Source organism: Glaciimonas sp. OK215 (genome assembly GCF_057787885.1).
Genome location: NZ_CM173544.1, coordinates 5,086,821 through 5,113,139, shown reverse-complemented (window position 1 = coordinate 5,113,139; position 26,319 = coordinate 5,086,821). Strand labels below are relative to the sequence as shown.

The window sequence follows — 26,319 nt, the reverse complement described above, 5'->3', positions numbered from 1 at the left end:
GACGTGATCGCCGGTCTCTGATTGATAGAGAACGCGATCTGATGAAGAGGCCAATTGTTTGCAGGTGTTGCTGCAGGGATGTTGTGTTGATGAAGGTCTGCCGTCGTACAAGGCAGGCTTTCTAAGCAATGCAGTTGGCCGGTAAACCTGACTTTTTATGTAATTAGCTTAAATCATGACAATCCAGCCGCAATCGACCGCGTCGATTCATCCCGATCCCGACTGCAAGATGTTCAGGGACGGTCCACGACTACTGGCCGACATTGGCGGCACCAATGCGCGCTTTGCATTGGAGACTGCACCGGGCCGGATTGAAGCAATTTCGGTTTTACCCTGTAAAGACTATCCGACCATGCTCGACGCGATCCGCGCCTACCTGTCCGGGTTGCAGATCAGCGTGGGCAGGGTGCAGCACGCAGCGTTTGCCATTGCCAACCCGATTCAAGGCGATCAGGTGCGGATGACCAACCACGACTGGGCATTTTCCATCGAGGCGGTGCGCAGTGAATTGGGGTTCGACACGCTCTTGCTGATCAATGATTTCAAAGCCCTGGCGATGGCCTTGCCGTATTTGACGCCACGGCAAAAGCGGCAGGTGGGCGGTGGCGTGGCGCGCCCTGACAGCGCGATCGGGCTGATCGGCGCAGGCACCGGTCTCGGCGTATCGGGCATTCTCCCCGCGGGCGATCGCTGGGTCGCGCTGGAGGGTGAGGGCGGGCACGTGACATTCGCACCGTCGGATGAAAGAGAATGCGATATTTTGCGTTTTGCCTGGCGTGAGAATGAGCATGTCTCCGCCGAGCGCCTGCTGTCCGGCTTTGGCCTGGAACTGATGTATCGTGCCTTGGCCGAGCGCGCGGGCCAGCCGGCGGAGGCGCTGTTCGCGCCGGAGATCCTGCGGCGCGGGATGGCGGGAGAATGCGCCATCTGCGACCAGACCATCGCGTCTTTCTGCGCGATGCTCGGCACGATTGCCGGCAATGTCGCCGTCACTCTCGGCGCGCTGGGCGGCTTGTATATTGGCGGTGGTATCGTGCCGCGCCTGGGCGACAGATTTATCAAGTCGAACTTCCGCCAGCGCTTCGAGCGGAAAGGACGTTTTTCCGATTATCTGGCGCAGATACCGACGTATGTCATTACCGCCGAATACCCGGCTTTCCTGGGCGTAGCAGCCATATTGGAAGAAAAGTTGAGAACCACCGTTTATCCGTGAGTTTCCGCCATGCTGAATTTATATGACGTATCAGTCGTTGTGTTTATCAAATATCTGGAGAGGTTGAGCTTAATCCTTGAGAAAGCAAAGCATTACGCTATCGAAAATGGGATGGATGAGTCTGCTCTTTTAAACGCAAAGCTCACGCAAGATATGTTCCCTCTGAATATGCAAATCAGCATCGGAACCGACTTTGCAATGCGTGCAATAAAACCGCTATTGCACAGGGAAATTATCGTTAAAGATTTGCCATTCGATAGCATGGAACAGATGCAGTCGAGAATAAAAGATCGTTTAAGCATCCTCAAGGCAATATCTCGGAATGATGTGCTTGAGGCACCGTATTTGAAAATTCAAGAGAAGGCTGGCGACGCAACTTTTGAGAGCCAGGCACGGGTTTTTATTACTCAGTACGCCATGCCGAATTTCTTTTTTCATATCTGTATGGCCTATGCAATTCTGAGATCCCTGGGCTGCCCGATAGGAAAGGCAGATTTTGATGGCTTTCACTATTACGAAGCAAGCTGATGTGAGTGTCGTCAGAAAGTCCGCACGCTTGTTTCAGGATCGTTTTCCTCGCGCAGTTTCATCTCCAGATAGCCGCTGGGCGTGCATCCGGTGTAGCGCTTGAAAACAGTGGAAAAATATTGCGAGCTTGAAAAGCCGAGCAAAAAAGCCAGGTCGGTGACCGGCATCCGCTTTTGTTCCAGCAGTTGACAGGCCTGCTGTACTTTGTGGCGAATCATGAACTCGGCCGGCGGCAGGCCCGCCTCCCGGCGGAAGCGGCATTTGAACTGGGGCAGGGAGAGTCCGACCAGCGCGGCCAGTTCTTCCAGCGCGATATCGGCCTGCCCGCTCTGCTGGATATAGTCGATGCATTTCTGGATGCCTGCGCTGGTGGCCAGCACCGGGGCAGCGCTGGCCGCCCGCAAGACATGCATGACGTAATTGCGCAGGTGATGCTCTATAAACAATTGGACCTGAGGAGTACGCGTTTGCTGTAAAAAAATAAAACATTGCTCCAGATCGCTCTGGGCCGCTGGCGAAATCCTGAAGTGGCGCATCGGAAGCGCATGCAGTGAGGACTGCAGCGCGACTGCGCTGCGGGTGGACAAGCCGAGGAAATTATCGGGTTCAAGCAGATGCAGCTGCAGCCAATAACATTCCCCTTTTTCTTCCGGCTCACCGCAAGTATCGTGCCGCTCTTCAGGATAGGTAATGAAAACCTCGCCGCTTTCGACCGTGTATTTGTCTTCAACCACCCGGTAAGTCTGTTGCCCGCGCACCAGCAGCGAGATTTCCATCGTATCGGCATGGATATGCGGCGGCAATGCCGGCTGTGCCGTCAGATAGCGGTAATGCCCCAGCGAGCGCACGCCCGCAACGGACAGGCTGGTGCCGCTGTATTCAAGCCGCTGGCGATCTGATTTGTGGCGCATGTTTGATTTTGTATCTCAATACGGGCGTGGAAGTAATTGCGTGTCGAGGGGATTAATATTCTGTATCAGCAGGCAGTATTAGACAAGCTCAATTCCCCGCGCCATGTCCGCATGATGTGCAGAGGGAAACAATCCAGGTGCAGCAATCGATGGCCGACGAAGATCGGCATGAATAAAAGGGAGATGACAGATGCGTAACAACTGGTGGCGGGGCGCTGTGATTTATCAGGTCTACCCACGCAGCTTTGCGGATGGCAATGGCGATGGTCTGGGCGATTTGCCGGGCCTGACGGAAAAGCTCGGCTACATCGCGTCGCTGGGCGTGGACGCCATCTGGATTTCGCCTTTTTTCACGTCGCCGATGAAGGATTTCGGGTACGACGTATCAAACTATCGCGATGTCGATGCTTCATTCGGCACGCTGGAAGATTTTGATCGGCTGGTCGAACAGGCCCATGCGCTCGGCCTGAAAGTGATGATCGATCAGGTGTTGAGCCATTCCTCGGACCAGCACGCCTGGTTTGCCGAAAGCCGCAGCAGCCGCGACAATCCGCGTGCCGACTGGTATGTATGGGCCGATGCCCGCGCGGACGGCACGCCGCCCTGCAACTGGCAATCGGTATTTGGCGGCGCCGCCTGGCACTGGGAGCCGCGCCGCCGCCAGTATTACCTGCATAACTTCCTGTCCAGCCAGCCGGATCTGAATTTCCACAACCCGGCCGTGCAGACCCAGATGCTGGAGGAAATCCTGTTTTGGCTGGAGCGCGGTGTGGACGGCTTCCGCTTCGATGCGTGCAATTTTCATTTCCACGATCAGCAACTGCGCGACAACCCGCCCGCCACGGCAGCCGCCAACTTCATGGCCGCGCCGGATAACCCGTATGGCATGCAGCAGCATCGCTACGACAAGTCGCAGCCGGAAAACCTGGCGTTCTTGCAGCGCTTGCGCGCCATGCTGGATGAGTACGGTGCCGCCAGCGTAGGCGAAGTGGGCGACGACGATGCGCTGACGACCATGGCGCAATACACCGCAGACGGCGATAAATTGAATATGGCGTATAGCTTCAACCTGCTGACGCCGGAGTTTAGCGCGGCCCATGTGCGCAGCACGGTCGAACAAATGGAAGCCAAGCTGGCCGAACACGGCGGCAAGGGCTGGGCCTGCTGGTCCGCCAGCAATCATGACGTGATGCGCGTGATGAGCCGCTGGGGCAAGGGGCAGGCCGGTCCGGCTTTCGCCAAACTGGTGCTGGCGATGATGACGACCTTGCGCGGCAGCGTCTGCATTTATCAGGGCGAGGAACTGGCGCTGACCGAAGCGGAGATTCCATTCGAGCGCCTGCAAGATCCGTATGGCATCACCTTCTGGCCCGAATTCAAGGGGCGCGACGGCTGCCGCACCCCGATGCCGTGGCAGGCCGCAGCGCCGTTCGGCGGCTTTTCGCCGGTGGAGCCATGGCTGCCGATGGCGCCGCTGCACTTGCCGCTGGCGGTCGATGAGCAGAATCGGGATAGCGCGTCGGTGCTGGCGTTTTTCAGGACATTTTTGGCATGGCGCCAGCAACAGCCGATTTTGCAGCAAGGCGATATCCGGTTTTTCGATGCACCGGAGCCGATCCTGGCGTTCGAGCGCAGTCTGGGCCGGGAACGCCGCTTGCTGGTTTTCAACCTTGGCGCAAGCGCACAAAGCTGGCAAATACCTGCCGGCCTGGCAGTCGAAACGCTGGGCGGCCATGGCCTGGCCGGCGGCGTCCTCAACGATGCGCGGCGGATCGCGCTGTCGCCCTACGGCGGCTGGCTGGGACGCATATGGGATTGAACCATTGAGCGCAGGCCGGAAACCATTTTCAAGGAATCTAGGATGATATTCGATCAAACAACCGTCGCTGCGCTGATGCTGGGCGACCATAGCGATCCCTTTGCCGTTCTCGGCATGCACCGGCACGACGGCGAACTGGTAGTGCGCGCCTTGTTGCCGGGCGCGGCAACGGTCGACGTGATCGATGGCAAGGACGGGCGCAGGCTGGCCAGCCTCGACCGGGTCGATGGCAGCGACGTGTTTGCCGCGGCCATCCCGCAGCGCAAGCAGCCGTTTGCCTACCGGCTGCGGGTCGACTGGGGCAGTCACCGGCAAGAGATGGACGATCCGTATCGCTTTGCGACTATCCTGGGCGAAACGGATGTCTGGCTGCTGGCGGAAGGAACGCATTACCGGCCCTACGAAAAACTCGGTGCGCATCTGGTTGAAATCGACGGCGTGGCAGGCGTCAGTTTCGCGGTATGGGCGCCGAATGCGCGGCGCGTGTCGGTGGTCGGCAGTTTCAACAACTGGGATGGGCGGCGCCACATGATGCGCTCGCGCAGCGCATCCGGCGTGTGGGAAATTTTCATCCCGCAGCTTGGCGCCGGCGATCTGTACAAGCTTGAAATCAAGACCCGGGGCGGCGACCTGCTGCTGAAGTCCGATCCTTTCGCATTCCGTGCCGAACTGCGGCCGGATACCGCGTCGGTGGTGCAGGGATTGATGCCGGTCCAGCCGTCCGATCCCGCGCGCCGGCTTGCCAACAGCCTGAGCGCACCCGTCAGCGTCTACGAAGTCCATCTCGGCTCGTGGCGCCGGGTGCCGGAAGAGGGCGATCGCTGGCTGACCTATCGCGAACTGGCGGCGCAGCTGATTCCGTATGTGAAGGAACTCGGCTTTACGCACATCGAATTGCTGCCGGTCAGCGAACATCCGTTCGATGGCTCGTGGGGTTACCAGCCGGTCGGGCTGTATGCGCCGACGGCGCGCTTCGGCAGCCCGGAGGATTTCCTGCACTTCGTCGACACCGCGCATGCCAGCGGCATCGGCGTGCTGCTGGACTGGGTGCCGGGCCACTTCCCGAGCGATGCGCATGGCCTCGCCAATTTCGATGGCAGCTGCCTGTACGAGCATGCCGATCCGCGCGAGGGTTTCCATCAGGACTGGAACACGCTGATTTTCAACTATGGCCGCAAGGAAGTGCTCAACTACCTGGCCGGGAATGCCTTGTACTGGATCGAGCGCTTCGGCATCGACGGTTTGCGGGTCGATGCGGTGGCGTCGATGCTGTATCGCGACTACAGCCGCAAGGAAGGGGAATGGATCCCGAACCAGTTCGGCGGCCGCGAAAATCTGGAAGCGATGGCATTTTTGCGCCGGGTCAATGAAATCGTCTGCGCCGAACGTCCCGAAGCGATCACGATGGCGGAAGAATCGACCAGCTTTCCGAATGTGTCGCGCCCGCTGGAAATGGGCGGCCTGGGGTTCCACTACAAGTGGAATCTGGGCTGGATGAACGACACGCTGAAATACATGCAGGAAGACCCGATCAACCGCAAATATCATCACGACAAGATGACCTTCGGGCTGGCCTATGCCTTCAGCGAAAATTTCGTGCTGCCGCTGTCGCACGACGAAGTGGTGCACGGCAAGGGGTCGATCCTGGGGCGCATGCCGGGTGACGAATGGCAACGCTTCGCCAACCTGCGGGCGTATTACGGCTTCATGTGGGGGCATCCGGGCAAGAAGCTGCTGTTCATGGGATGCGAGTTCGGACAAGGCAGCGAATGGAATGCCGAGCGCAGCCTCGACTGGCATCTGCTGGACAACCCGCTGCACCAGGGCGTACAGCGGCTGGTGCGCGATCTGAACGCCGTCAATCGCGCCTATCCGGCATTGCACCAACTCGATTTCGAGCAGCGCGGTTTTGAATGGATCACGCACGAGGACCGCGAGAATTCCGTGTTCTCGTTCATCCGCAAGGCCGACAACGGCGATGCGGTGCTGGTGCTATGCAATTTCACGCCGGTGCCACGGCATGGCTATCGGATCGGCGTAGCGCAGCCCGGGCGTTATCGTGAAATCCTGAATACCGATGCCACGATTTATGGCGGCAGCGGGGTCCACAACGGCGACTTGCAGACCGAGTCGATCGCAGCGCATGGCCGCGCCTGTTCGCTCAGCCTGACCGTGCCGCCACTGGCGACGCTCATGCTGAAACTGGAGCATTGACGGGATGGCGGCCGAAATAAAACTGACCGCAGGCGCGGCGTATCCGCTGGGAGCGCACTGGGATGGGCGCGGCGTGAATTTCGCGCTGGTGGCGCCGCATGCGGAAGTTGTGGAGTTGTGCCTGTTCGATGCCGATGGCCGGCAGGAGCTGATGCGTCTGCGCATGCCCGCTTGTCAGGACGGCGTCTGGTATGGTTATCTCGCCGCTGCCGCGCCGGGACAGGTATATGGCTATCGGGTCGCCGGGCCGTACGCGCCGCAGCACGGCCAGCGCTTCAATCCCAACAAGCTGCTGCTCGATCCGTATGCGCGGCTGGTGGTCGGCGAGTATCGGGGTCAGCCGGGCTTTCGGGGCCAGCTGGAAAGCGATGCAACGCAGCCGGACCCGTTCGACAATGCGGCGATTGCGCTCAAGGCGCGGGTCGTGCATGAAGCGTACGACTGGGGCGACGATGCGCCGCCGCGAGTAGCGCCGGACGATACCATACTGTACGAATTGCATGTCAAGGGCTTTACCCAATTGCATCCCGAGGTGCCGCCGTCGCTGCGCGGCAGCTATGCCGGCATCGCGCAACCGGCGGTGCTGGATTACCTGCAACAGCTCGGCATCACCACGCTCAGCCTGCTGCCGGTGCATCACCGTGCCGACGAGATGCGCTTGCAGCAAATGGACTTGTCGAATTACTGGGGTTATTCCAGCATCGGCTTCTTTGCACCCGAGACGCGCTACTGGTCAGGGCGGCCCGGCAGCACGCCGATTGCCGAGTTCCGCGACATGGTCAAGGCCTTGCATGGACGCGGCATCGAAGTGGTGCTCGACGTGGTCTACAACCATACCGCCGAAACCGACGAATTCGGCCCGACGCTGAGTTTTCGCGGGATCGACAATGCGCTCTACTACCATCTGCAGGCCGCCAATCCGGCCTTGTACGAAAACTGGACCGGCTGCGGCAATTGCCTGAATCTGGCCGAGCCGCGCGTGCTGCAACTGGTGATGGATTCCTTGCGCTACTGGGTCGAGGAAATGCATGTCGACGGTTTCCGCTTCGACCTCGCGCCCGAACTGGCACGCAATGCCCAGGGCTTTTCCAGCGCCGCCGCATTTCTGGCCGCCGTGCGGCAAGACCCGGTGCTGGCGCAGGTCAAACTGATCGCCGAACCGTGGGACATCGGTCCGGGCGGCTATCAGCTCGGCAATTTTCCGCCGGGCTGGCTCGAATGGAACGATAAATACCGCGACACGATGCGCGCTTTCTGGCTGCAGCAGGGACCGTCGCTGGGCGAGTTTGCACGGCGCTTCGCCGCTTCCAGCGATCTGTTCCAGCATCATGCCCGCATGCCCGCGGCCAGCGTCAATTTCATTACCGCGCATGACGGCTTCACCTTGCGCGATCTGGTCAGCTACAACCACAAGCACAATCAAGCCAACGGCGAACACAACCGCGACGGGCATGAGCACAACCTCAGCTGGAATTGCGGCGTGGAAGGCGCCACCGACAACCCTGAAGTGCTGCAGCTGCGGGCCTGCCTGCAACGGGCGCTGCTGGCGACGCTGTTTTTTTCGCAGGGTACGCCGATGCTGCTGGCCGGCGATGACATCGGCCATTCCCAGCACGGCAACAATAATGCGTATTGCCAGGACAACCCCTTGTGCTGGCTGGACTGGCAGCATGCCGATCATGAGTTGGCCGCATTTACCGGCCGCCTGATTGCACTGCGGCGACGCTATCCAGCCTTGCGCCATCCCCGCTGGTACAGCGGTGCAACGCGGGCCGATGGACAACCCGACATTGCCTGGCTGAAACCCGATGGCACGGCGTTGGACGAGGCGGCGTGGAGCAGCAGGAGCCGCTATTGCATCGGCATCCGGCTAGGCGGTCATGCGGGGGGAGAAAGCTGTCTGCTGCTGGTGAATGCCGAAGCGCAGGCAGTCGATTTCATGCTGCCCGCAGGGACCTGGCGGGTGTTAATGAACAGCGCCAGCCCCGCTTTGCTGGCGCATGACATCAGCGCCAGTGCGGTAGTGCCGGCACGCGCTGTATTGCTGCTGGTAGCGGTACCTGGAAAACCAGGGCGCTTCGATTTTTTACTGTAACGCAAAATAAAAGCAGGAGACAAGATGACGATCAGGACTGTAGACACGCAACCTTTCGCCGGCCAACGGCCAGGCACCTCGGGCTTGCGCAAGAAGGTGGCGGTTTTTCAGCAGCCAGGCTATCTCGAAAATTTTGTGCAGGCCATTTTCGATTCACTGGAAGGCAGCGCCGGGCAGACGCTGGTACTCGGCGGCGATGGCCGGTTTTATAACCGCACCGCGATTCATACCATTCTGCGCATGGCCGCGGCGCACGGTTTCGGCCGGGTGCTGGTCGGGCGCGGCGGCATCCTGTCGACGCCGGCGGTCAGTTGCGTGATCCGCAAGCGCGCCGCCTTCGGCGGTATCGTGCTGTCGGCCAGCCACAACCCGGGCGGGCCGGATGGCGATTTCGGCATCAAGTACAACGTCGGCAACGGCGGCCCGGCGCCCGAAAAAATCACCGATGCGATCTTTGCCCGTACCGAAATCATCCAGCAGTACCGGATCAGCGACGCAGCGTATTTCGATCTCGACAGCATTGGCCACTATCAACTCGACAGCATGCACATTGAAGTGATCGACCCGGTCGCCGAGTATGCCGACCTGATGCAAAGCCTGTTCGATTTCGACGCGATCAGGGCCTTGTTCGAAAGCGGGTTCACGATGCGTTTCGACGCCATGAGCGCGGTATCCGGCCCGTATGCGAAAGCCATCCTCGAAGATCTGCTGGGCGCGCCGCCAGGCACGGTGATGCATGGCGAGCCGCTGGAAGATTTCGGCGGCCATCATCCCGATCCGAATCCGGTGAATGCGGCCGCACTGATCGCCCACATGCGTAGCGCAGATGCGCCCGATTTCGGCGCGGCGTCCGACGGCGATGCCGACCGCAACATGATCGTCGGCCGCGATCTCGACGTCACGCCGTCGGACAGCCTGGCGCTCCTGGCGGCGCATGCGACGCTGGTGCCGGGCTACCGCAACGGCATCAAGGGCATTGCGCGGTCGATGCCGACGTCCAGCGCAGCCGACCGGGTCGCCAAGGCGCTCGGCGTGCCTTGCTTCGAGACGCCGACCGGCTGGAAATTTTTCGGCAACCTGATGGATGCCGGCATGGTGACGCTGTGCGGCGAAGAAAGTTACGGCACCGGTTCGGACCATATGCGCGAAAAGGACGGTGTGTGGGCGGTACTGTTCTGGTTGAATCTGCTGGCCGTCACCGGCAAGCCGGTCGAAACGCTGCTGCGCGAACACTGGGCGCGCTTCGGCCGCAACTATTATTCGCGCCACGATTATGAAGCCATCGACAGCGCCGTGGCCGATGCATTGATGGGCAATCTGCGCGCCAAGCTGGCCGGCCTGGCGGGCCAGGCCGTGCATGGCTATACGGTCGATGTTGCCGACGATTTTGCGTATACCGATCCGGTCGACGGTTCGGTGTCGCAGCGGCAGGGCGTGCGGCTGGTATTCACCGATGGCTCGCGCGTGGTGTTCCGTCTGTCCGGCACCGGCACCGAGGGCGCGACGCTGCGCGTCTATCTGGAAAAATTCGAAGCCGATCCGGCCAGACACGCCATTCCCACCCAGACCGCCCTGGCGGATCTGATTGCCATCGCCGACCAGGTGGCGGAAATTGCGGCGCGCACAGGACGGAGTCAACCGACAGTAGCAACTTAACTATTAAGCGTGTCATCGATCATAAAAAAAGGAGGCAACATCATGCAACTGGAAAACGACAAGACCCTACTCTCCCACCGGCTGCCGGAACGGGCCATCGCCCTGGTACTGGCCGGCGGCCGCGGTTCGCGCCTGCAGCAACTGACCGACAAACGCGCCAAGCCGGCGGTCTACTTCGGCGGCAAGTTCCGCATCATCGATTTCGTATTATCCAATTGCATCAATTCCGGCTTCCGGCGGATTGGCGTCGTGACCCAGTACAAATCGCATTCCCTGCTGCGCCACCTGCAGCGCGGCTGGAGCTTCCTGCGCGGCGACAAGAATGAATTCGTCGACTTGCTGCCGGCCCAGCAGCGCGTCAACGAAGAACACTGGTATCGCGGCACCGCCGATGCGGTGTTCCAGAACATCGACATCCTGCGTTCCTACGCTCCGGAATATGTGGTGGTGCTGGCCGGCGATCATATTTACAAAATGGATTATTCGCTGATGCTGCGCGATCACGTCGCCACCGGTGCGGCCTGTACCGTGGGCTGCATTGAAGTGCCGAAAGCGGAAGCGTCGGCGTTTGGCGTGATGGCGGTCGATGCCGGACGCAAGGTCACCGCATGGGTCGAAAAACCCGCCGATCCGCCTACCATGCCGGGCAGACCGGATGTGACGCTGGCCAGCATGGGGATTTATATCTTCAATGCCGAATACCTGTACCAACTGCTGCAGGAAGATATCGCCAATCCGGCATCGAGCCATGATTTCGGCAAGGACATCATTCCACACGTCGTTTCCGCAGGTCGTGCGGTGGCGCACCCGTTCAGCATGTCCTGCATACCGTCGGCCGACGGTGCCGATGCCTACTGGCGCGATGTCGGCACCGTCGATGCCTTCTGGTCGGCCAACCTCGACCTGGCATCGATTTCGCCTGAACTCAACATCTACGACCACGAGTGGCCGATCTGGACCCACCAGGAACAATTGCCGCCGGCCAAATTCGTGCATGACAGCAAGGGCGAGCACGGGATGGCGGTCAACGTGCTGGTATCCGGCGGCTGCATTGTATCGGGCTCGCATGTGGCGCTCTCGGTCCTGTTCTCGAACGTGCGGGTGCACTCGTTCTGCCACATCGACCAGGCGGTGATCCTGCCGTATTGCGAGATCGGCGAAAACTGCCGCCTGACCAAGGTGGTCATCGACCGCGGCTGCAAGATTCCGGCCGGGATGGTCATCGGCGAAGATGCCGAGCTGGATGCGCAACGTTTCTTCCGCAGCGAGACGGGCGTGGTGCTGGTGACTGGCGAGATGCTGGAAAAACTCTGAAGGAAAAGGTGATGTGGACAGGATACTGTCCACGCTGCTTTTCTTGTTGAGTCGTCAAAGAATAGGAACGATGATGCGCGTATTACATGTTTGTACTGAAATTTATCCGCTGCTGAAAACCGGCGGCCTGGCGGACGTCGCCGGCGCTTTGCCGGCGGCGCAGGCCGGCTCGGGATGCGATGCACGCGTGCTGGTGCCGGGCTTCCCGGCCCTGCGTGCCGGCATCCTCGATCAAAAGCTGGTGGCGGAGCTGGCGCCCGCTTTCGGCACGCACGCGATCCGGCTGTATTGCGGTGTTCTGCCCGACAGCGGCGTGGCTGCGTATGTGATCGACGCGCCGGAATTGTATGACCGGCCGGGCAATCCGTATTCGGACGCGGACAATCACGCCTATCCGGACAATTATCGCCGTTTCGCCTTGCTGGGCTGGATCGCCGCGCGGCTGGCGGAAGGGCTCGATACAGGCTGGCGGCCGCAGGTGGTGCATGGGCACGACTGGCACGCCGGTCTGGCCCCGGCGTATCTGAAGGCGGCCGAACAAGCGGCCGGCTATAAACTGGCTGGCAGCGTGTTGACGGTCCACAACCTGGCGTATCAGGGCAACTTCCCGCGCCAGGTGTTTGGCGATCTGGGCTTGCCTGCGCATTTTTTCGATGTCAACGGCATCGAGTTTCATGGCCAGTGTTCGTTCCTGAAAGCCGGTCTGTTTTACGCCGACAAGCTCACCACGGTGAGTCCCACCTACGCGCAAGAAATTCAGGGCAGCGAACAGGGCTGCGGCCTGGATGGCTTGCTGCATGCCCGCGTGCGCGATCTTTCCGGGATACTGAACGGGGTCGACGCTGCGGTCTGGAATCCGGCCACCGATGCGCTGATCCCGACGCCTTACGATGCCCGCTCCGTGGCCGGCAAACTCAAGTGCAAGACGGCGCTGCAGCAAGAAACCGGGCTGGCCATCCAGAACGATGCGCCGTTGTTTTGTGTGGTCAGCCGCCTGACCGAGCAAAAGGGCTTGCATCTGGTATTGGCGGCCTTGCCCGAGATTCTGCAACGCGGCGGCCAGATCGTGCTGCTGGGCAGCGGCGATGCGGCGCTGGAAACGGCATTTAGCGCCGCCGCAGCAGCGCATCCGCAAGCGGTCGCGGTGCGGATCGGTTACGACGAAAAGCTGTCGCACCGCATCATCGCCGCCGCCGACGTGATCCTGGTGCCATCGCGCTTCGAGCCGTGTGGGCTGACCCAGCTTTACGGCCTCAAATACGGCACCTTGCCGCTGGTGCGCAAGGTCGGGGGGCTGGCCGATACGGTGGTCGATTGCTCGCTGGAGAATATGGCCGACGGACTGGCGACCGGTTTCGTCTTCGACAGCTTCGATGACGCAGGCATCGGCGCGGCCCTGCGCCGGGCGTTCGCGCTGTACAAACGCAAGGCCGACTGGAAGCAAGTGCAGAAACGCGGCATGCAGCAACAGTTCGGCTGGGATGCGGCAGCTGCGCAGTTCATGGCGCTGTATCAGCAGATCGGGATGTGAATATCTCAGCCGGGCCGCAATTTATAGCACGACACTTACTCAACACCTGGACATAAACACGCAATGAACCTTACCGACTTTCACTACGAACATCTGGCGAACGATGTCGCCAACCTCAAGCTCTCGATTGCCAACAAACTCATCTATACGGTGGGCAAAGACCCGGTTGCCGCCCAGCCGCAGGACTGGCTGCAGGCGACCGCGCTGGCGGTGCGTGACCGTCTGGTCGAACGCTGGATGAAAACCACCCGCGCGCAGTACAAGCAGGACGTCAAGCGCGTGTATTACCTGTCGATGGAATTCCTGATCGGTCGCACTTTCACGAATGCGTTGCTGGCGCTGGATATCTACCAGGACGTACGGCAGGCGCTGGCCGAGATGGACGTCGATTTCGACAAAATTGCCGATCTCGAACATGATGCCGCGCTCGGCAATGGCGGCCTGGGCCGGCTTGCCGCCTGCTTCCTCGATTCAATGGCCACGCTCGGCATCTCGGGTTTCGGTTATGGCATACGCTACGACTACGGCATGTTCAAACAGCAGATCATCGAAGGCAATCAGGTGGAAAGCCCCGATTACTGGCTGGCGGGCGGCAATCCCTGGGAATTTCCGCGCCCGGAAGTGCAATACCGGGTGCGCTTCGGCGGCCGCCTTGAACAGGTCGGCGATAAGGTGCTCTGGACCGATACCCAGGATGTGCTGGCCATGGCGTATGACACCATTATCCCCGGCTATGCAACCGAAGCCACCAACACGCTGCGGCTGTGGTCGGCCAAGGCCAGCAGTGAAATCAACCTGTCGGCCTTCAACCAGGGCAATTACTTCGCGGCAGTCGAAGACAAGAACTATTCCGAAAACGTGTCGCGGGTGCTGTATCCGGACGACTCCACGCTGTCCGGCCGCGAGTTGCGGCTGCGTCAGGAATACTTTTTCTGTGCCGCCAGCCTGCAGGACCTGATCCGCCGCTATCTGTCCAGTCACAGCGGTTTCGACCAGTTGCCCGAGCATGTCGCGATCCACCTCAACGATACGCATCCGGTGCTGGCAATCCCGGAGCTGATGCGGATCCTGGTCGACGAGCATCAGGTCAAGTGGCCGCAGGCCTGGGCGCTGACCCAAAAAGTGTTTTCCTACACTAACCACACCTTGATGCAGGAAGCGCTGGAAACCTGGCCGGTCGATCTGCTGGGCCGGGTGCTGCCGCGCCATCTGCAGATCATCTTCGACATCAATGCCGGTTTCATCGCCGACATCACGGCCGAGTTCGGCGCGGATGTCGAGCTGATGCGGCGCGTGTCGCTGATCGACGAACAAGGCGAACGGCGGGTGCGCATGGCCTATCTGGCGGTGGTCGCCAGCCACAAGATCAACGGCGTATCGGCCTTGCATTCCGAGCTGATGAAACAATCGATCTTCGCCGATTTTGCCAAAGTGTTTCCGGATCGTTTCAATAACAAAACCAACGGCGTCACGCCGCGGCGCTGGCTGGCGCAGGCGAACCCGTCATTGTCCAGGCTGATCGACGACCGCATAGGGCGCGACTGGCGGCGCCACCTCGAGCAACTCTCGGGTCTGCGCGAATTTGCCGGAGATCCCGTTTTCGGCGCGCAGTTCCGTGCCGCCAAACTGGCCAACAAGCAGCGCCTGGCCGCATGGGTCGCGGTCAATCTCGGCATCGCACTGAATCCGGCTGCGCTGTTCGATGTGCAGGTCAAGCGCATCCATGAATACAAGCGCCAGCTGCTCAATGTGCTGCATGTGATCACCCGCTACAACCGCATCATCGCCAATCCCGATGCCGACTGGGTGCCACGCACGGTGGTGTTTGCCGGCAAGGCGGCGTCGGCCTATCACATGGCCAAGCAGATCATCAAGCTGATCAATGACGTCGCCGCCACGATCAACCACGATCCACGCGTGGGCGACAAGCTGAAAGTGGTGTTCATCCCGAACTACAGCGTCAGCCTGGCGGAAATCATCATGCCGGCGGCCGACCTGTCGGAACAGATTTCGACTGCCGGCACCGAAGCTTCCGGCACCGGCAACATGAAGTTCGCGCTGAACGGCGCGCTGACGATCGGTACGCTCGATGGCGCGAATGTCGAAATGCGCGAAAGCGTCGGCGCAGAGAATTTCTTCATCTTCGGGAATACCACCGAAGAAGTCGACACACTACGCGCGCATGGTTATCAGCCGCGCCTGATCTACGAGCAAAATGCCGAACTCAAACTGGTCCTCGACCAGCTCCGCGACGGGGTTTTCTCGCCGGACGACAAGGGACGCTTCCAGGCGATCTACGACACGCTGGTGAACTGGGGCGATCATTACCTGCTGCTGGCCGATTACGCCAGCTATATCGCCACGCAGGACCAGGTCGATATGCTGTATCGGCAACCGGATGAATGGACCCGGAAAGCCATTCTGAACGTGGCCGGCATGGGCGTTTTCTCATCCGACCGGACGATTGCCGAGTATGCCGGGCAGATTTGGCATGCGCAGCCGATCAAACTGTAAGCGCAAAAAAAAACAGACCATTCGGGGAATGGTCTGTTCTCGATTACTTTGGCTGTTTCAAGGCACTGCGGTGCCTGTCGATGCGCTCCAGATGGCGAACCACTGTGCCCGCGTCAGCGTGATCCGGGTGGCGGTGACCGCTTCGCGGACGGCATCAATGCGGCGCGAACCGGTCAGCACCAGCGGCCTGGACGGGTGCTGCAGAATCCAGGCATAGGCAATCACGGTCTGCGAAACGTTATATTCCGCGCCAATTGCCGTCAGGCAGGCCCGTATCCTTTCAGCTCGCGGACTTTGTTCACTGAAAACGCGCCCGCCACCCAGCGCCGACCAGATCATCGGCGAGATGGAAAGGCGCTGGCACTGGTCGAGCGTGCCATCATGCAGCGGGTCAAGATGCATGGTCGACAATTCAACCTGATTCGTCACCAGCGGAAAGCGTGACGCCAGCAAATCAAACTGTGCCGGTGTGAAATTGGATACGCCGAAATGACGTACCTTGCCGCTTTGCTGCAGCAGACGGAAGGTCTCGGCAACCTCGTCGGCGTTCATCAGTGGATCGGGCCGGTGAATCAGCAACAGATCCAGATAATCGGTGTGCATATCGGACAACGAGCGCTCCACCGAGGCGAGAATGTGGGCGCGGCTGGTGTCGTAATGCTGAATCGCATGATCGGGCCGTTTCGACGACACCAGCTTGATGCCGCATTTGCCGACGATTTCAATCCGCTCGCGCAGGCCGGGGGCCAGGGCGAGGGCTTCGCCGAACATCTGTTCAGCCGTGTAGTCGCCATAGATATCGGCCTGATCGATGGTTGTGACGCCGAGCGCGAGGCACTCTTCAAGCAATGCCAGGCGTTCCTTCGGCGTCAACTGCCACTCGGAGATGCGCCACAGCCCGAGTACGACACGGGAAAATTCAGGACCGTCTTGTGCGATCCGGATGCGGGGTGTTTGCATGGGTAAATTCCATTGGGGGGAGGGAGCGCGACCTGATCCGGCACCGGAGCTCGGATCGGCTAATTGTCGCTTTTCAAAATTATCTCAACATAACAGGAACGATTATATTGGGACTCAAAGCGCTTTGGAAGAAGAATTAACGCTATCTGATGACCTTATTTCTGCAGGCAGGGGCCGTCCGATGTCCCGATCTCGATAGTCGGTTGCCACAGCACTTGCAGTGTCTTCGGATGTGCGCCGTTCAGGCGTGCCAGGATCATCTCCGCCAACTTGTGTCCCACCTTGTTCGCAGTCGGCTGGATGACTGAGGTAACGGTGCTGCCGACCAGGCTATCGGCAGGAAAACCGTCGTAGACGATAAACGATATGTCCTTGCCGACGCTGATGTTGGCATCGAGCAATGCGCGCATGACGCCGATACCGCTCAGGTGGTTGTCGGCGATGACCGCCGTCGGCGGTGACTCCATGGCCAGCAATTGCTGCATGGCGCTGTAGCCGGCGCGCCGGTCCAGTGCGCCTGTGATGATGTAGTCCGGATTGACGTCGATGCCGGCCGCCGCCAGTCCTTCCAGATAGCCGGCAAGCCTTTGCGCTGCAAAATTGAATGCTTTCGACGCCCCGATCAGGCTGATGCGCCGATGGCCCAGCGCCACCAGTCGCTCCACGGCCAGTTTCAGGCCGGCCTGATTATCGAAGTCCAGCCACGCGTAAGGCGTCGCCAGAGTGCTGCGGCCGTAGGCCACAAACGGAAATTTTTGCTCGGCGAGGTAAACCAGGCGCGGGTCGTGCACCTGGGTCCGCGCCACAATCAGTCCGTCAACGCGCTTGCCTTCCACCAGCCGTTTGTAGGAACGCAGTTCATCTCCGGGCCTGGCAGAAGAGATGATCAGCTCCATCCCGGCCGCATCCAGGCTATCGACCAGGCCGGCCACGACCTCCAGAAACACCGGGTCGCCAAGGTCGTTCGGGTTGAGCGGATAAACGATGCCAATCGCATTCATCCTGCCGGTCGCCAGGCTGCGCGCCATGGGATTGGGCTGATAGCCGCGGGCCGCCGCGGCGGCGACCACCAGCTTGCGGGTCTGTTCCGACACCTCGGGATAACCATTCAGCGCACGGCTCACGGTGGTGAGGGAAATACCCAGATCAGTTGCAATTTGTTTTAATGACATGGCGCAATTGTGGTTGAAGCGTATTGGGAAGCGCTATTGGGCAAGCAACGCGCAGGGCGGTAGTTTAAAAAATCTCTTCAAATAATGGTGAATATTATTGCGCTTCGCCAACATGATCTCAAGTGGCTAGTGTAAGCGCTTCCGCGGTCTGGAAAAGATCGGATTCAACGATTTGGTAAAGCAGGACACCAGGTTCACGGACCGGCTGGCAATTCACCGTCCGCGCGCCCGGCGCGCCAGGCTTTGGGCGTCATGCCGAAATGCTCCCGGAAGGTTCGGATGAAGTAGCTCTGCGTGGCAAAGCCGCAAGCCCAGGCCACTTCCTTGCCGGCCAGCGTGCTTTCGCGCAACAGCCTTGCCGCGCGCGCCATGCGCTGGCGGTTGATGTACGCGGTCAGGTGCTCGCCGCTGGTCTGGCGGAACACATGCGACAGGTAATCGGCGGTGCAGCCCGCTTGCTCGGCCAGGCGGCGCACGCTCAGTTGGTCGTCGCCCAATTGGTTCTGGATGAACACGCGCACGTGCGCCACCAGTGGCGGTTCCGGTCGGGTGTCGGTGGCTGCGTCGTCGAGCGCGCGCAGCACGCCGGCAGTGGCGGCCACTACCAGGGCGCGGGTCTGGGCCGCTGCCAGGGCCGGCTCCTGCGGCCTGGGAGCAGCACCGGCGCTGCGGCCCAGTCGGGCGGCATCGGCCAGCCAGTCGTGAATGCGTTGCGCCTGCGGGTGAGGGTGTGCTTCCAGGTGCAGGATGCCCGGTGTGCCCGGCGCCACCTCATGGGCCAGATGGCACATCAGCGCGCTGTCCTCGGCATACACCACGATGTTGCAGAACGCCGCGCCGTCCGCGCCGGCACCGACACGCTCCGCGTGCAGCAGCCTGGGCGGCAGCAGCAGCGCCTCGCCGGGGCCGAGCAGCAGTTCGTCATGGGGAAAGCGGAAGCGGGTCCAGCCCGCGACTTGCAGGAACAGTTCGGGCGCCAGATGGAAGTGCCCGTCGCCGCGCGCCACCCACTCGCCGGCCGGGCTGGGCAGGTGCAGCGGCAGCGTGCCGGCCGCCAGGCGTGCCAGAAAATCCGCCAGATGGCGGCGCATGCGCTGCGCCTGATCGGGCGCAGCCGGGCGCGGGCTGGCCAGTCGACGGGTGGGGCCGGCGGGCTGCAGGTTGGTATCCAGGTTTTTTAGCATTCTTTGCGGTTTTGTAGCAATGATTCAGATTGAGGGGAGATTGGCCCGGCGGCTAATATTTGTTTCACGCTAGCTAGCCGGATCCATTGCCCTGGGCTTGTTTCGCCGGGCTGGGCCTGCACACCTGGCGCTTAAACTTCACTGGAGAACCATTGTGCCTAAAACCAAGATTTCTGTCATTGTCTGGAACGAATACAAGCATGAACGCGAGAATCCGGCCGTCCGGGCCATCTATCCCGATGGGTTGCATACGACGATTGCCGCTGCGCTGCGCGAGACGCCGGCGCTGAACCCCGGTGCGCTGCCGCTCGAGATCGGCACTGCCATGCTGGACCAGCCCGAGCATGGCCTCAGCGAAGAACGGCTAGCCGGCTGCGACGTGCTGGTGTGGTGGGGTCACAAGGCGCACGACCAGGTGGCGGATGCCGTGGTCGAGCGCGTGCAGCGCCGTGTGCTCGAAGGCATGGGCCTGATCGTGCTGCACTCGGGCCACTTCTCGAAGATCTTCCGCCGCATGCTGGGCACCAACTGCTCGTTGAAATGGCGCGAGGCGCACGAAAAGGAACGCCTGTGGGTGGTCGAGCCGTCGCACCCGATCGCGGCCGGGCTGGGCGAGTACTTCGAGCTGCCGAACGAAGAGATGTACGGCGAGCGCTTCGACATTCCGCAGCCGGACAGCACGGTGTTCATTTCGTGGTTCGAGGGCGGCGAGGTGTTCCGCTCGGGCTGCTGCTGGGAGCGCGGTCACGGCCGCATCTTCTACTTCCGTCCCGGCCACGAGGCCTACCCGACCTATCACGACGCCAATGTGCAACGCGTGCTGGCCAACGCCGTGCAATGGGCCGCGCCGCGCGTGAACATCGTCGACCGCTGCCCGCAGTCGCCGCCGCTGGAACAGCTCAGCGAAAAGAACGTGACGTTTTCGAAGGTCGGCGTGCTGCAGGGCAAGGGAGACATCGGATGAACGATGATTACAAAGTGGAAGTCAAGCAAGCCCCGCTGCAACCGGACGCCAGGCGCTTGCGGGTCGGCGTGATCGGCCTCGGCATCGGGAGCAAGCACATCGAAGGCTGGCGGCAGCACCCGAACGTGGACGTGGTGGCGATCGCCGACCCCGACCTTGAGCGGCTCGACCGGGTGGGCGAGCAGTACGGTATCGCGGCGCGCTATCCCGGCGCCGAGGCCCTGCTGGCGGCCGAGATGCTGGATGCGGTGAGCGTCTGCACGCCCAACAAGTTCCACAAGGATCTGACGCTGGCGGCGTTCGCAGCCGGCTGCCACGTGCTGTGCGAGAAACCGATGGCGCTGAACGCCGCAGAAGGCCGCGCTATGCTGGCCGCTGCAAGGCACGCGGGCAAACGGCTGATGATCAACTTTTCGTACCGCTTCAGCGCGCAGTCGCGGGCACTCAAGGCACAGGTCGACGCGGGCCTGTTCGGCGACTTTTATTTCGGCCGCACGGTATGGCACCGGCGGCGCGGCATGCCGGGCTTTGGCGGCTGGTTCGGCAGCAAGGATCTGGCTGGCGGCGGCCCGCTGATCGACCTGGGTGTGCACCGGCTGGATCTGGCGTTGTGGCTGATGGGCTACCCGAAGCCGACCTGGGTGATGGGCAGCACCTACGACCCGATCGCGCGCGCGTTGGCGTCGGCGTCGGGCAAGACCTTTGACGTCGAGGACCTGGCCGCGGCCCTGATTCGCTTCGACAACGGCGCGACGCTGGCGCTCGAAGCCTCCTGGGCGGCCAACATCCAGGAAGCCGAGTTGATGGAAACACGCCTGCTGGGCAGCAAGGCCGGCTTGCTGCAGAAGAACCTGAACGAGGGCTACACCTTCGATGCGCACATCTTCACGGAGAAGGACGGCGCCCAGTTCAACATGCACCTGCAGCCGCCGGCCACCCAGGCGCGCTCGGCCATGCACGATTATGCCGAGGCCATCCTGAGCGAGCGTGCGCACTCCGCCACCGGCGAGGAGGGCTTGATCGTGATGGAAATCCTGGACGCGATCTACGCCAGCGCCCGCACGGGAGAGCCGGTCAAGATCTGAGCCGGCCGGCACATCCGGAACGGGGGTGTGACCGTTTGCAGGTAAAATGCCCCCTTCGATAATTTGAGCGGCGGCGTAGATGATCAAAGGATTGCGTGCCAAAGAAGCCTTGACTCTGAAGGTGCTGGCGTTGAACCGTATGGGACGGGCGTGAGGCTGCCATCTTGTCGTCAGGGTTGTGGCGCCTGTTGTATTGCGCCGTCCATTTCTTCAGCGATTCCCGGGATGCCGGACGGCAAACCGGCCGGTGTCCGCTGCATCCAGCTCGATGATGCAAATATGTGCCGGATTTTCGGCCGGCCGGAACGTCCTGCGGTGTGCGGCAGTCTGCAACCCTCGGCGGAAATGTGCGGTGCTTCGCAAGCCGATGCGCTGCAGTATCTGATGGAACTTGAACGTTTGACGGCTGTGCACGTCTGACCAGTCCATGCACGACATAAAACCAAGGATCTAGATGAAATCAAAATGGCTGGCCGTAATCGCCCTGACAGGCATGTTTCTGTTGACTTCCTGCGCGCTGCTGATCGGTTCGCGCGATGTCGATTTTCCCCTGCCAAAATTGCAACAATCGCTGAATAAACGTTTGCCGTTCACCAAACGCTATCTGGGACTGATTGAAGTCACCGCCAGCCATGCGCAGCTGGGTCTGGAGGCAGATCACGGGCGTTTGCTGGTTGATATGGATGTGACAATGGGGCTGCCTTTGACCGGCAAGTCCTGGAGCGGAATATTGTCGATGTCCGGCGTGATGGCGCTGGATGCGGCACACAACGCGGTGGTCTTGAATGACACACGCCTGGATAAGGTTGCGCTGAATGGTATGGACAGCGCGTACAGCGGCCAGGCCACGCAAATCGGCGGTTTGCTGGCGCGCGAGTTGTTGCAGAGCGTGCCGCTGTACAGCTTCAAGCCGGAAGATTTTCATTATCTCGGTGTGACGTTTGTGCCGACCAGGATCGCGACCAGGCCCGACCGCCTCGTGGTAACCTTTGAGCCGCAAAAATGAGTTGTGCCGTAGTTTTTCGTGAAACCCGCCATGGTGTCCGGAGCGCGGGTTTTTTTATTGCAGCCGCTCCGACTTACCCCGTTATTTCAGCATAAGCATGGATATTCTTCTCGCGTTAAAAGTCATCGTCATGGGTGTGGTCGAAGGTTTGACCGAATTTCTCCCGGTGTCATCGACCGGTCATCTGATTCTGGCCGGCAGCTTGCTGAAATTTTCTGCCGCGATTGGCCGTGGCAAAGCGGAAGTATTCGACATCGCGATTCAGGCCGGTGCGATTCTTGCGGTCTGTTGGGAATACCGGCTGCGGATTGCCGCTGTACTCAGTGGCTTGGCCAGTCAGCGTAACGCGCAAAAATTAGTGCTGAATCTGAGCATTGCTTTTATGCCTGCGGCGGTATCGGGTTTGCTGCTGAGTAAAATGATTAAAGAAAAATTGTTTGCGCCGGTCCCGGTGGCGATTGCGCTTATCGTCGGCGGCCTGATTATTTTATGGGTCGAGCGCCGGAATAAAAGCCTGATCCAGACGGCCAGAGTGGAAGCCGTCGATGACATGACCGCGCTCGATGCGCTGAAAGTCGGCTGCGCGCAAGCCTTTGCGTTGATTCCCGGCACCAGTCGTTCCGGCGCAACGATCATCGGCGGCATGATGTTTGGCCTGTCGCGTAAAGCAGCCACCGAATTTTCATTCTTCCTGGCGATTCCGACCCTGTTTGCCGCCACCGTTTATTCGCTCTACAAAGATCGTGCATTGCTGAGCGCAGCCGATGTGCCGCTGTTTTCGCTTGGCACCGTCGCTGCATTCATTTCGGCATTCTTCTGCGTGCGCTGGCTGCTGCGTTATATCAGCACCCACGATTTCACGGTATTTGCCTGGTATCGCATTGTGTTCGGTCTGATCATCTTGCTTTCCGGCTATAGCGGCGTGGTGGCTTGGGAGGATTGATCGCTTCCGCTGCGCCGCGCAATTTACTTGTTTCTTATGCTTAAGCCTTAAAAATAGCCTTTCTGATTTTTAATTATTAATTGTTGAGCGTATAACACGCTATTGGAGGTTCGTTTGGCAAATATCTGTTCCGCCGGTCTGGATATCGGCTTCGCTTCACTGGATTATGTACAAATCGGTATTCTCGGCGTGATCCAGGGAATTTCCGAGTTATTGCCGATTTCGTCGACCGCGCATATGCGTATCGTCCCGGCGGTATTGGGATGGCATGATCCGGGTTCGGCATTTTCAGCGGCGATGCAACTGGCGGCGCTGGTCGCGGTGCTAAGTTATTTCTGGAGCGATGTGCGTCAGGTCACACTCGGCAGCATCACTGCATTGCGCCAGCGTGATTATCACAACCCATCGTTCCGCCTGGGGCTGGCCATCGTGATTGCCACTATCCCGATTGGTATCGCCGGATTGGCGTTAGCGCCATTGCTGAATGCCTGTAACTCGCCGCTGCGCAGCCTGAGCGTGATCGGTTACGCCTGTATCGGCATGGCAATCTTGCTGGCGTTGGCGGAACTGACTGCGCGCCATCGTCGCACCGTCGGTGAGATGCGCTTGCGCGACGCGGTGATTGTCGGCCTGGCGCAAGTCGGCGCCCTGATTCCCGGCGTTTCGCGTTCAGGCTCGACCTTGACCGCAGCGTTGTTCCTGAATTTCAAGCGCGCGGAAGCGGCACGCTTTTCTTTCCTGCTCGGCTTGCCGGCCATTGCACTGGCCGGTTTGAAAGAGTTATGGGTTTTGCTGCATGCGCATATGCCGATGGATGCCTGGTTGCTGCTATTGTTTGGTCTGGTGGTTTCCAGTATCTCGGCGTTTTTCGCGATCTGGGGCTTGATGAAATTCCTCGAAAAATTCTCTACCTGGCCGTTTATTGTTTACCGTGCGGCGCTCGGCATCTTTTTGCTGGTTGCCGTGAGCAAGGGTTTTCTTCACTAACCAACGCGCAGTGATGAACGTTTGCCTTAACCAAGTTCTTATTAATGCCTGACCAAAATAATTCGCAAGCGCTGAACATCCTGCAGACCATCTTCGGCTATCCGTCGTTCCGTGGTCAGCAGGCCGAAATTGTCGGTCACGTCGCCGGCGGCGGCGATGCGCTGGTGCTGATGCCGACCGGCGGCGGCAAGTCGTTGTGCTATCAGATCCCGGCCCTGTTACGTGACGGTGTCGGCGTGGTGGTGTCGCCGCTGATCGCGCTGATGCAGGATCAGGTCGATGCGCTGGCCGAAGTCGGTGTGCGTGCGGCGTTTCTGAATTCCACGCAAACCTATGAAGAAGCTGCGCAGATCGAGCGCCGGGTCCGCAGCGGCGACCTCGATCTGGTGTATGTCGCGCCGGAGCGCTTGCTGACGCCGCGTTGCCTGGACCTGCTGGAGTCGTCGAAAATTGCGTTGTTTGCGATTGATGAAGCCCATTGCGTGTCGCAATGGGGCCATGATTTCCGCCCCGAATACATCAAGCTCTCGATCCTGCACGAGCGTTTCCCGAATGTGCCGCGGATCGCGCTGACCGCGACCGCCGATCAGCAGACCCGCGAAGAAATCGCACTGCGCCTGCAATTGCAGGACGGCGCGAAATTCGTTTCGTCATTCGATCGTCCCAACATTCGCTATCAGATTGTCGAAAAGGCCAATGGCCGTAAGCAGTTGCTTGATTTCATTCAGGCCGAACATGTCGGCGACGCCGGCATCGTCTACTGTTTGTCGCGCAAGAAGGTGGAAGAGACTGCCGAGTTCTTGAATCAGCAAGGCATCTCCGCCTTGCCCTATCATGCGGGCATGGAATACGCCACGCGTACCAAGAATCAGGGACGGTTTCTGCGCGAAGAAGGCATCGTCATGGTGGCGACGATTGCCTTTGGCATGGGCATCGACAAGCCCGACGTGCGCTTTGTCGCGCATCTCGATTTGCCGAAGAGTATCGAGGGTTATTACCAGGAAACCGGTCGTGCCGGACGCGATGGCGGTCCCGCCAATGCCTGGATGGCGTATGGTTTGCAGGACGTGGTGCAGCAGCGCCGCATGATCGATGAATCCGAGGCCGGGGAAGCCTTCAAACGGGTACAGGGCGTCAAGCTGGACGCGATGCTCGGTTTTTGCGAAACGCTGCATTGCCGCCGGGTGCGGCTGCTGGAATATTTCGGCCAGGATTCGACCCGTTGCGGTAATTGCGATACCTGCATGACGCCGCCGGTGTCGTTTGATGCGACGGTCGTCGTGCAAAAATTACTCTCCGCGATTTATCGGGTCGATCAGCGCTTTGGTGCGATGCACGTGCTGGATGTGTTGCGCGGGATCGACTCCGACAAGGTCAAGCAGTGGCGCCACGATCAGCTATCGACCTTCGGTATCGGCAGCGACCGCAGCGAGCACGAGTGGCGTGCGATTTTGCGGCAATCGATTGCGCTTGGCCTGGTCAGTGTCGATCATGAGGCGTATAGCGCATTGAAGTTGACGGATGCCGCCAGGCCGGTGTTGCGCGGCGAACTGCCGGTGCAGTTGCGTGAGTATCAAAAGCCGGTCAAGCAGAAGCGCAGCGGCAGCAAGCCTAAGGGTTACGTCGAGTCGGATTTGTCGACGACAGAGCAGGCGATTTTTGAAAAATTACGTTGGTGGCGGGTGGAGACTGCGCGCAAACATAACGTTCCGGCATATGTGATTTTTCATGATGCAACGATGCGTGAGATTGCCAAGGCGCAGCCGGGGTCGCTGGATGATTTGCGGGGGGTGAGTGGGGTGGGGGCGAAAAAACTGGAGACTTATGGGGCTGAAATTGTTGAGTTGATTGCGGCGTTTTCGTAAGGTCGGTTGTCGTTATCTAACACGGTTGCTACACCGGGAGGCTAGTCGGGTGGTCCGACAGCAGTTCGGTCGTCGTAAATTGAAACGGTAGCTACTCCGTGGAAGCAAGCCGGGGGCGGCCCGGCAGCCGCTCACTTTCTTTGCTTCGCCAAAGAAAGTAAGCAAAGAAAGGCGACGCAAAGCCGTTGCCCGCCGTTGGCGGGTTCCCAAATGGGTCGTCTGCCAGTCGGGTGGGGAAACAAACTCGCTGCGCTCAGACAAGTTTCCCCACAATTCCCGACTGGCAGACGACCCATTTGGCAACGTCTCAATGCGGAATTCAAAAACAACGTCAAAAACAACGTCAAAACCCACAGCC

20 protein-coding genes are annotated in these 26,319 nt (G+C 60.1%); 16 read left to right on the top strand and 4 right to left on the bottom strand.

Translation table 11 applies throughout. From position 1 onward, the window contains the following. Nucleotides 1–175 precede the first annotated feature (175 nt). Nucleotides 176–1,213 (top strand): glucokinase, encoded by a 1,038-nt coding sequence (locus AC3CHX_RS23550; protein ID WP_488630399.1) that lies wholly within the window; start codon nt 176–178, stop codon nt 1,211–1,213. Nucleotides 1,214–1,222: 9 nt separating this feature from the next. Further along, nucleotides 1,223–1,741: a DUF1993 domain-containing protein gene (locus AC3CHX_RS23545; protein WP_488630398.1), complete on the top strand. Its 519-nt coding sequence runs from the start codon at nt 1,223–1,225 to the stop codon at nt 1,739–1,741. A gap of 11 nt (nt 1,742–1,752) precedes the next feature. Here AC3CHX_RS23545 and AC3CHX_RS23540 read toward each other — a convergent pair whose 3' ends face one another. After that, complete coding sequence (locus AC3CHX_RS23540; RefSeq protein ID WP_488630397.1) at nt 1,753–2,652, bottom strand: helix-turn-helix domain-containing protein; 900 nt, start codon at nt 2,650–2,652, stop codon at nt 1,753–1,755. Between the two features lie 190 nt (nt 2,653–2,842). Here AC3CHX_RS23540 and AC3CHX_RS23535 point away from each other — a divergent pair, with 190 nt between their 5' ends. The 7 genes from AC3CHX_RS23535 (at nt 2,843) to AC3CHX_RS23505 (ending at nt 15,795) form a co-directional block, all read left to right on the top strand. Next, complete coding sequence (locus AC3CHX_RS23535) at nt 2,843–4,471, top strand: alpha-glucosidase (protein WP_488630396.1); 1,629 nt, start codon at nt 2,843–2,845, stop codon at nt 4,469–4,471. Nucleotides 4,472–4,513: 42 nt separating this feature from the next. Continuing rightward, the gene (gene glgB, locus AC3CHX_RS23530; RefSeq protein WP_488630395.1) at nt 4,514–6,685 is read left to right on the top strand and encodes a 1,4-alpha-glucan branching protein GlgB; all 2,172 of its coding nucleotides are present in this window, start codon (nt 4,514–4,516) and stop codon (nt 6,683–6,685) included. A gap of 4 nt (nt 6,686–6,689) precedes the next feature. Then, nucleotides 6,690–8,780 (top strand): glycogen debranching protein GlgX, encoded by a 2,091-nt coding sequence (gene glgX / locus AC3CHX_RS23525; protein WP_488630394.1) that lies wholly within the window; start codon nt 6,690–6,692, stop codon nt 8,778–8,780. A gap of 24 nt (nt 8,781–8,804) precedes the next feature. Continuing rightward, a complete protein-coding gene (locus tag AC3CHX_RS23520; protein WP_488630393.1) occupies nt 8,805–10,436 on the top strand; it encodes an alpha-D-glucose phosphate-specific phosphoglucomutase in 1,632 nt (543 codons plus the stop codon). Nucleotides 10,437–10,478: 42 nt separating this feature from the next. Further along, the gene (gene glgC, locus AC3CHX_RS23515; protein WP_488630392.1) at nt 10,479–11,750 is read left to right on the top strand and encodes a glucose-1-phosphate adenylyltransferase; all 1,272 of its coding nucleotides are present in this window, start codon (nt 10,479–10,481) and stop codon (nt 11,748–11,750) included. A 73-nt stretch (nt 11,751–11,823) separates the two neighbouring features. Then, nucleotides 11,824–13,281, top strand: a complete 1,458-nt coding sequence (gene glgA / locus AC3CHX_RS23510; protein WP_488644910.1) for a glycogen synthase GlgA — start codon at nt 11,824–11,826, stop codon at nt 13,279–13,281. 63 nt (nt 13,282–13,344) lie between these two features. Then, on the top strand, nt 13,345–15,795 hold the full coding sequence (locus AC3CHX_RS23505; protein WP_488630391.1) for a glycogen/starch/alpha-glucan phosphorylase: 2,451 nt from the start codon (nt 13,345–13,347) through the stop codon (nt 15,793–15,795). A gap of 57 nt (nt 15,796–15,852) precedes the next feature. Here the strand turns inward: AC3CHX_RS23505 and AC3CHX_RS23500 are convergent, their stop codons facing one another. From AC3CHX_RS23500 to AC3CHX_RS23490, 3 genes are all read right to left on the bottom strand, one after another. Further along, nucleotides 15,853–16,755: an aldo/keto reductase gene (locus tag AC3CHX_RS23500; protein WP_488630390.1), complete on the bottom strand. Its 903-nt coding sequence runs from the start codon at nt 16,753–16,755 to the stop codon at nt 15,853–15,855. A gap of 155 nt (nt 16,756–16,910) precedes the next feature. After that, on the bottom strand, nt 16,911–17,927 hold the full coding sequence (locus tag AC3CHX_RS23495) for a substrate-binding domain-containing protein (RefSeq protein ID WP_488630389.1): 1,017 nt from the start codon (nt 17,925–17,927) through the stop codon (nt 16,911–16,913). A 194-nt stretch (nt 17,928–18,121) separates the two neighbouring features. Then, the gene (locus AC3CHX_RS23490; RefSeq protein ID WP_488630388.1) at nt 18,122–19,111 is read right to left on the bottom strand and encodes a helix-turn-helix transcriptional regulator; all 990 of its coding nucleotides are present in this window, start codon (nt 19,109–19,111) and stop codon (nt 18,122–18,124) included. Between the two features lie 154 nt (nt 19,112–19,265). Here AC3CHX_RS23490 and AC3CHX_RS23485 point away from each other — a divergent pair, with 154 nt between their 5' ends. From AC3CHX_RS23485 to recQ, 7 genes are all read left to right on the top strand, one after another. Further along, the gene (locus tag AC3CHX_RS23485; RefSeq protein WP_488630387.1) at nt 19,266–20,075 is read left to right on the top strand and encodes a ThuA domain-containing protein; all 810 of its coding nucleotides are present in this window, start codon (nt 19,266–19,268) and stop codon (nt 20,073–20,075) included. Beyond that, entirely contained in the window at nt 20,072–21,160 is a 1,089-nt protein-coding gene (locus tag AC3CHX_RS23480; RefSeq protein WP_488630386.1) for a Gfo/Idh/MocA family protein, read from the top strand. Before AC3CHX_RS23485 ends, AC3CHX_RS23480 begins: the two co-directional genes overlap by 4 nt. 150 nt (nt 21,161–21,310) lie before the next feature. Further along, nucleotides 21,311–21,580 (top strand): YkgJ family cysteine cluster protein, encoded by a 270-nt coding sequence (locus AC3CHX_RS23475; protein ID WP_488630385.1) that lies wholly within the window; start codon nt 21,311–21,313, stop codon nt 21,578–21,580. Between the two features lie 34 nt (nt 21,581–21,614). Continuing rightward, complete coding sequence (locus tag AC3CHX_RS23470; RefSeq protein WP_488630384.1) at nt 21,615–22,166, top strand: DUF1439 domain-containing protein; 552 nt, start codon at nt 21,615–21,617, stop codon at nt 22,164–22,166. A 97-nt stretch (nt 22,167–22,263) separates the two neighbouring features. Further along, nucleotides 22,264–23,109 (top strand): undecaprenyl-diphosphate phosphatase, encoded by an 846-nt coding sequence (locus tag AC3CHX_RS23465; RefSeq protein WP_488630383.1) that lies wholly within the window; start codon nt 22,264–22,266, stop codon nt 23,107–23,109. A gap of 114 nt (nt 23,110–23,223) precedes the next feature. Beyond that, a complete protein-coding gene (locus AC3CHX_RS23460; RefSeq protein ID WP_488630382.1) occupies nt 23,224–24,096 on the top strand; it encodes an undecaprenyl-diphosphate phosphatase in 873 nt (290 codons plus the stop codon). A 44-nt stretch (nt 24,097–24,140) separates the two neighbouring features. Further along, nucleotides 24,141–25,961, top strand: a complete 1,821-nt coding sequence (recQ, locus tag AC3CHX_RS23455) for a DNA helicase RecQ (RefSeq protein ID WP_488630381.1) — start codon at nt 24,141–24,143, stop codon at nt 25,959–25,961. Nucleotides 25,962–26,319 lie beyond the last annotated feature (358 nt).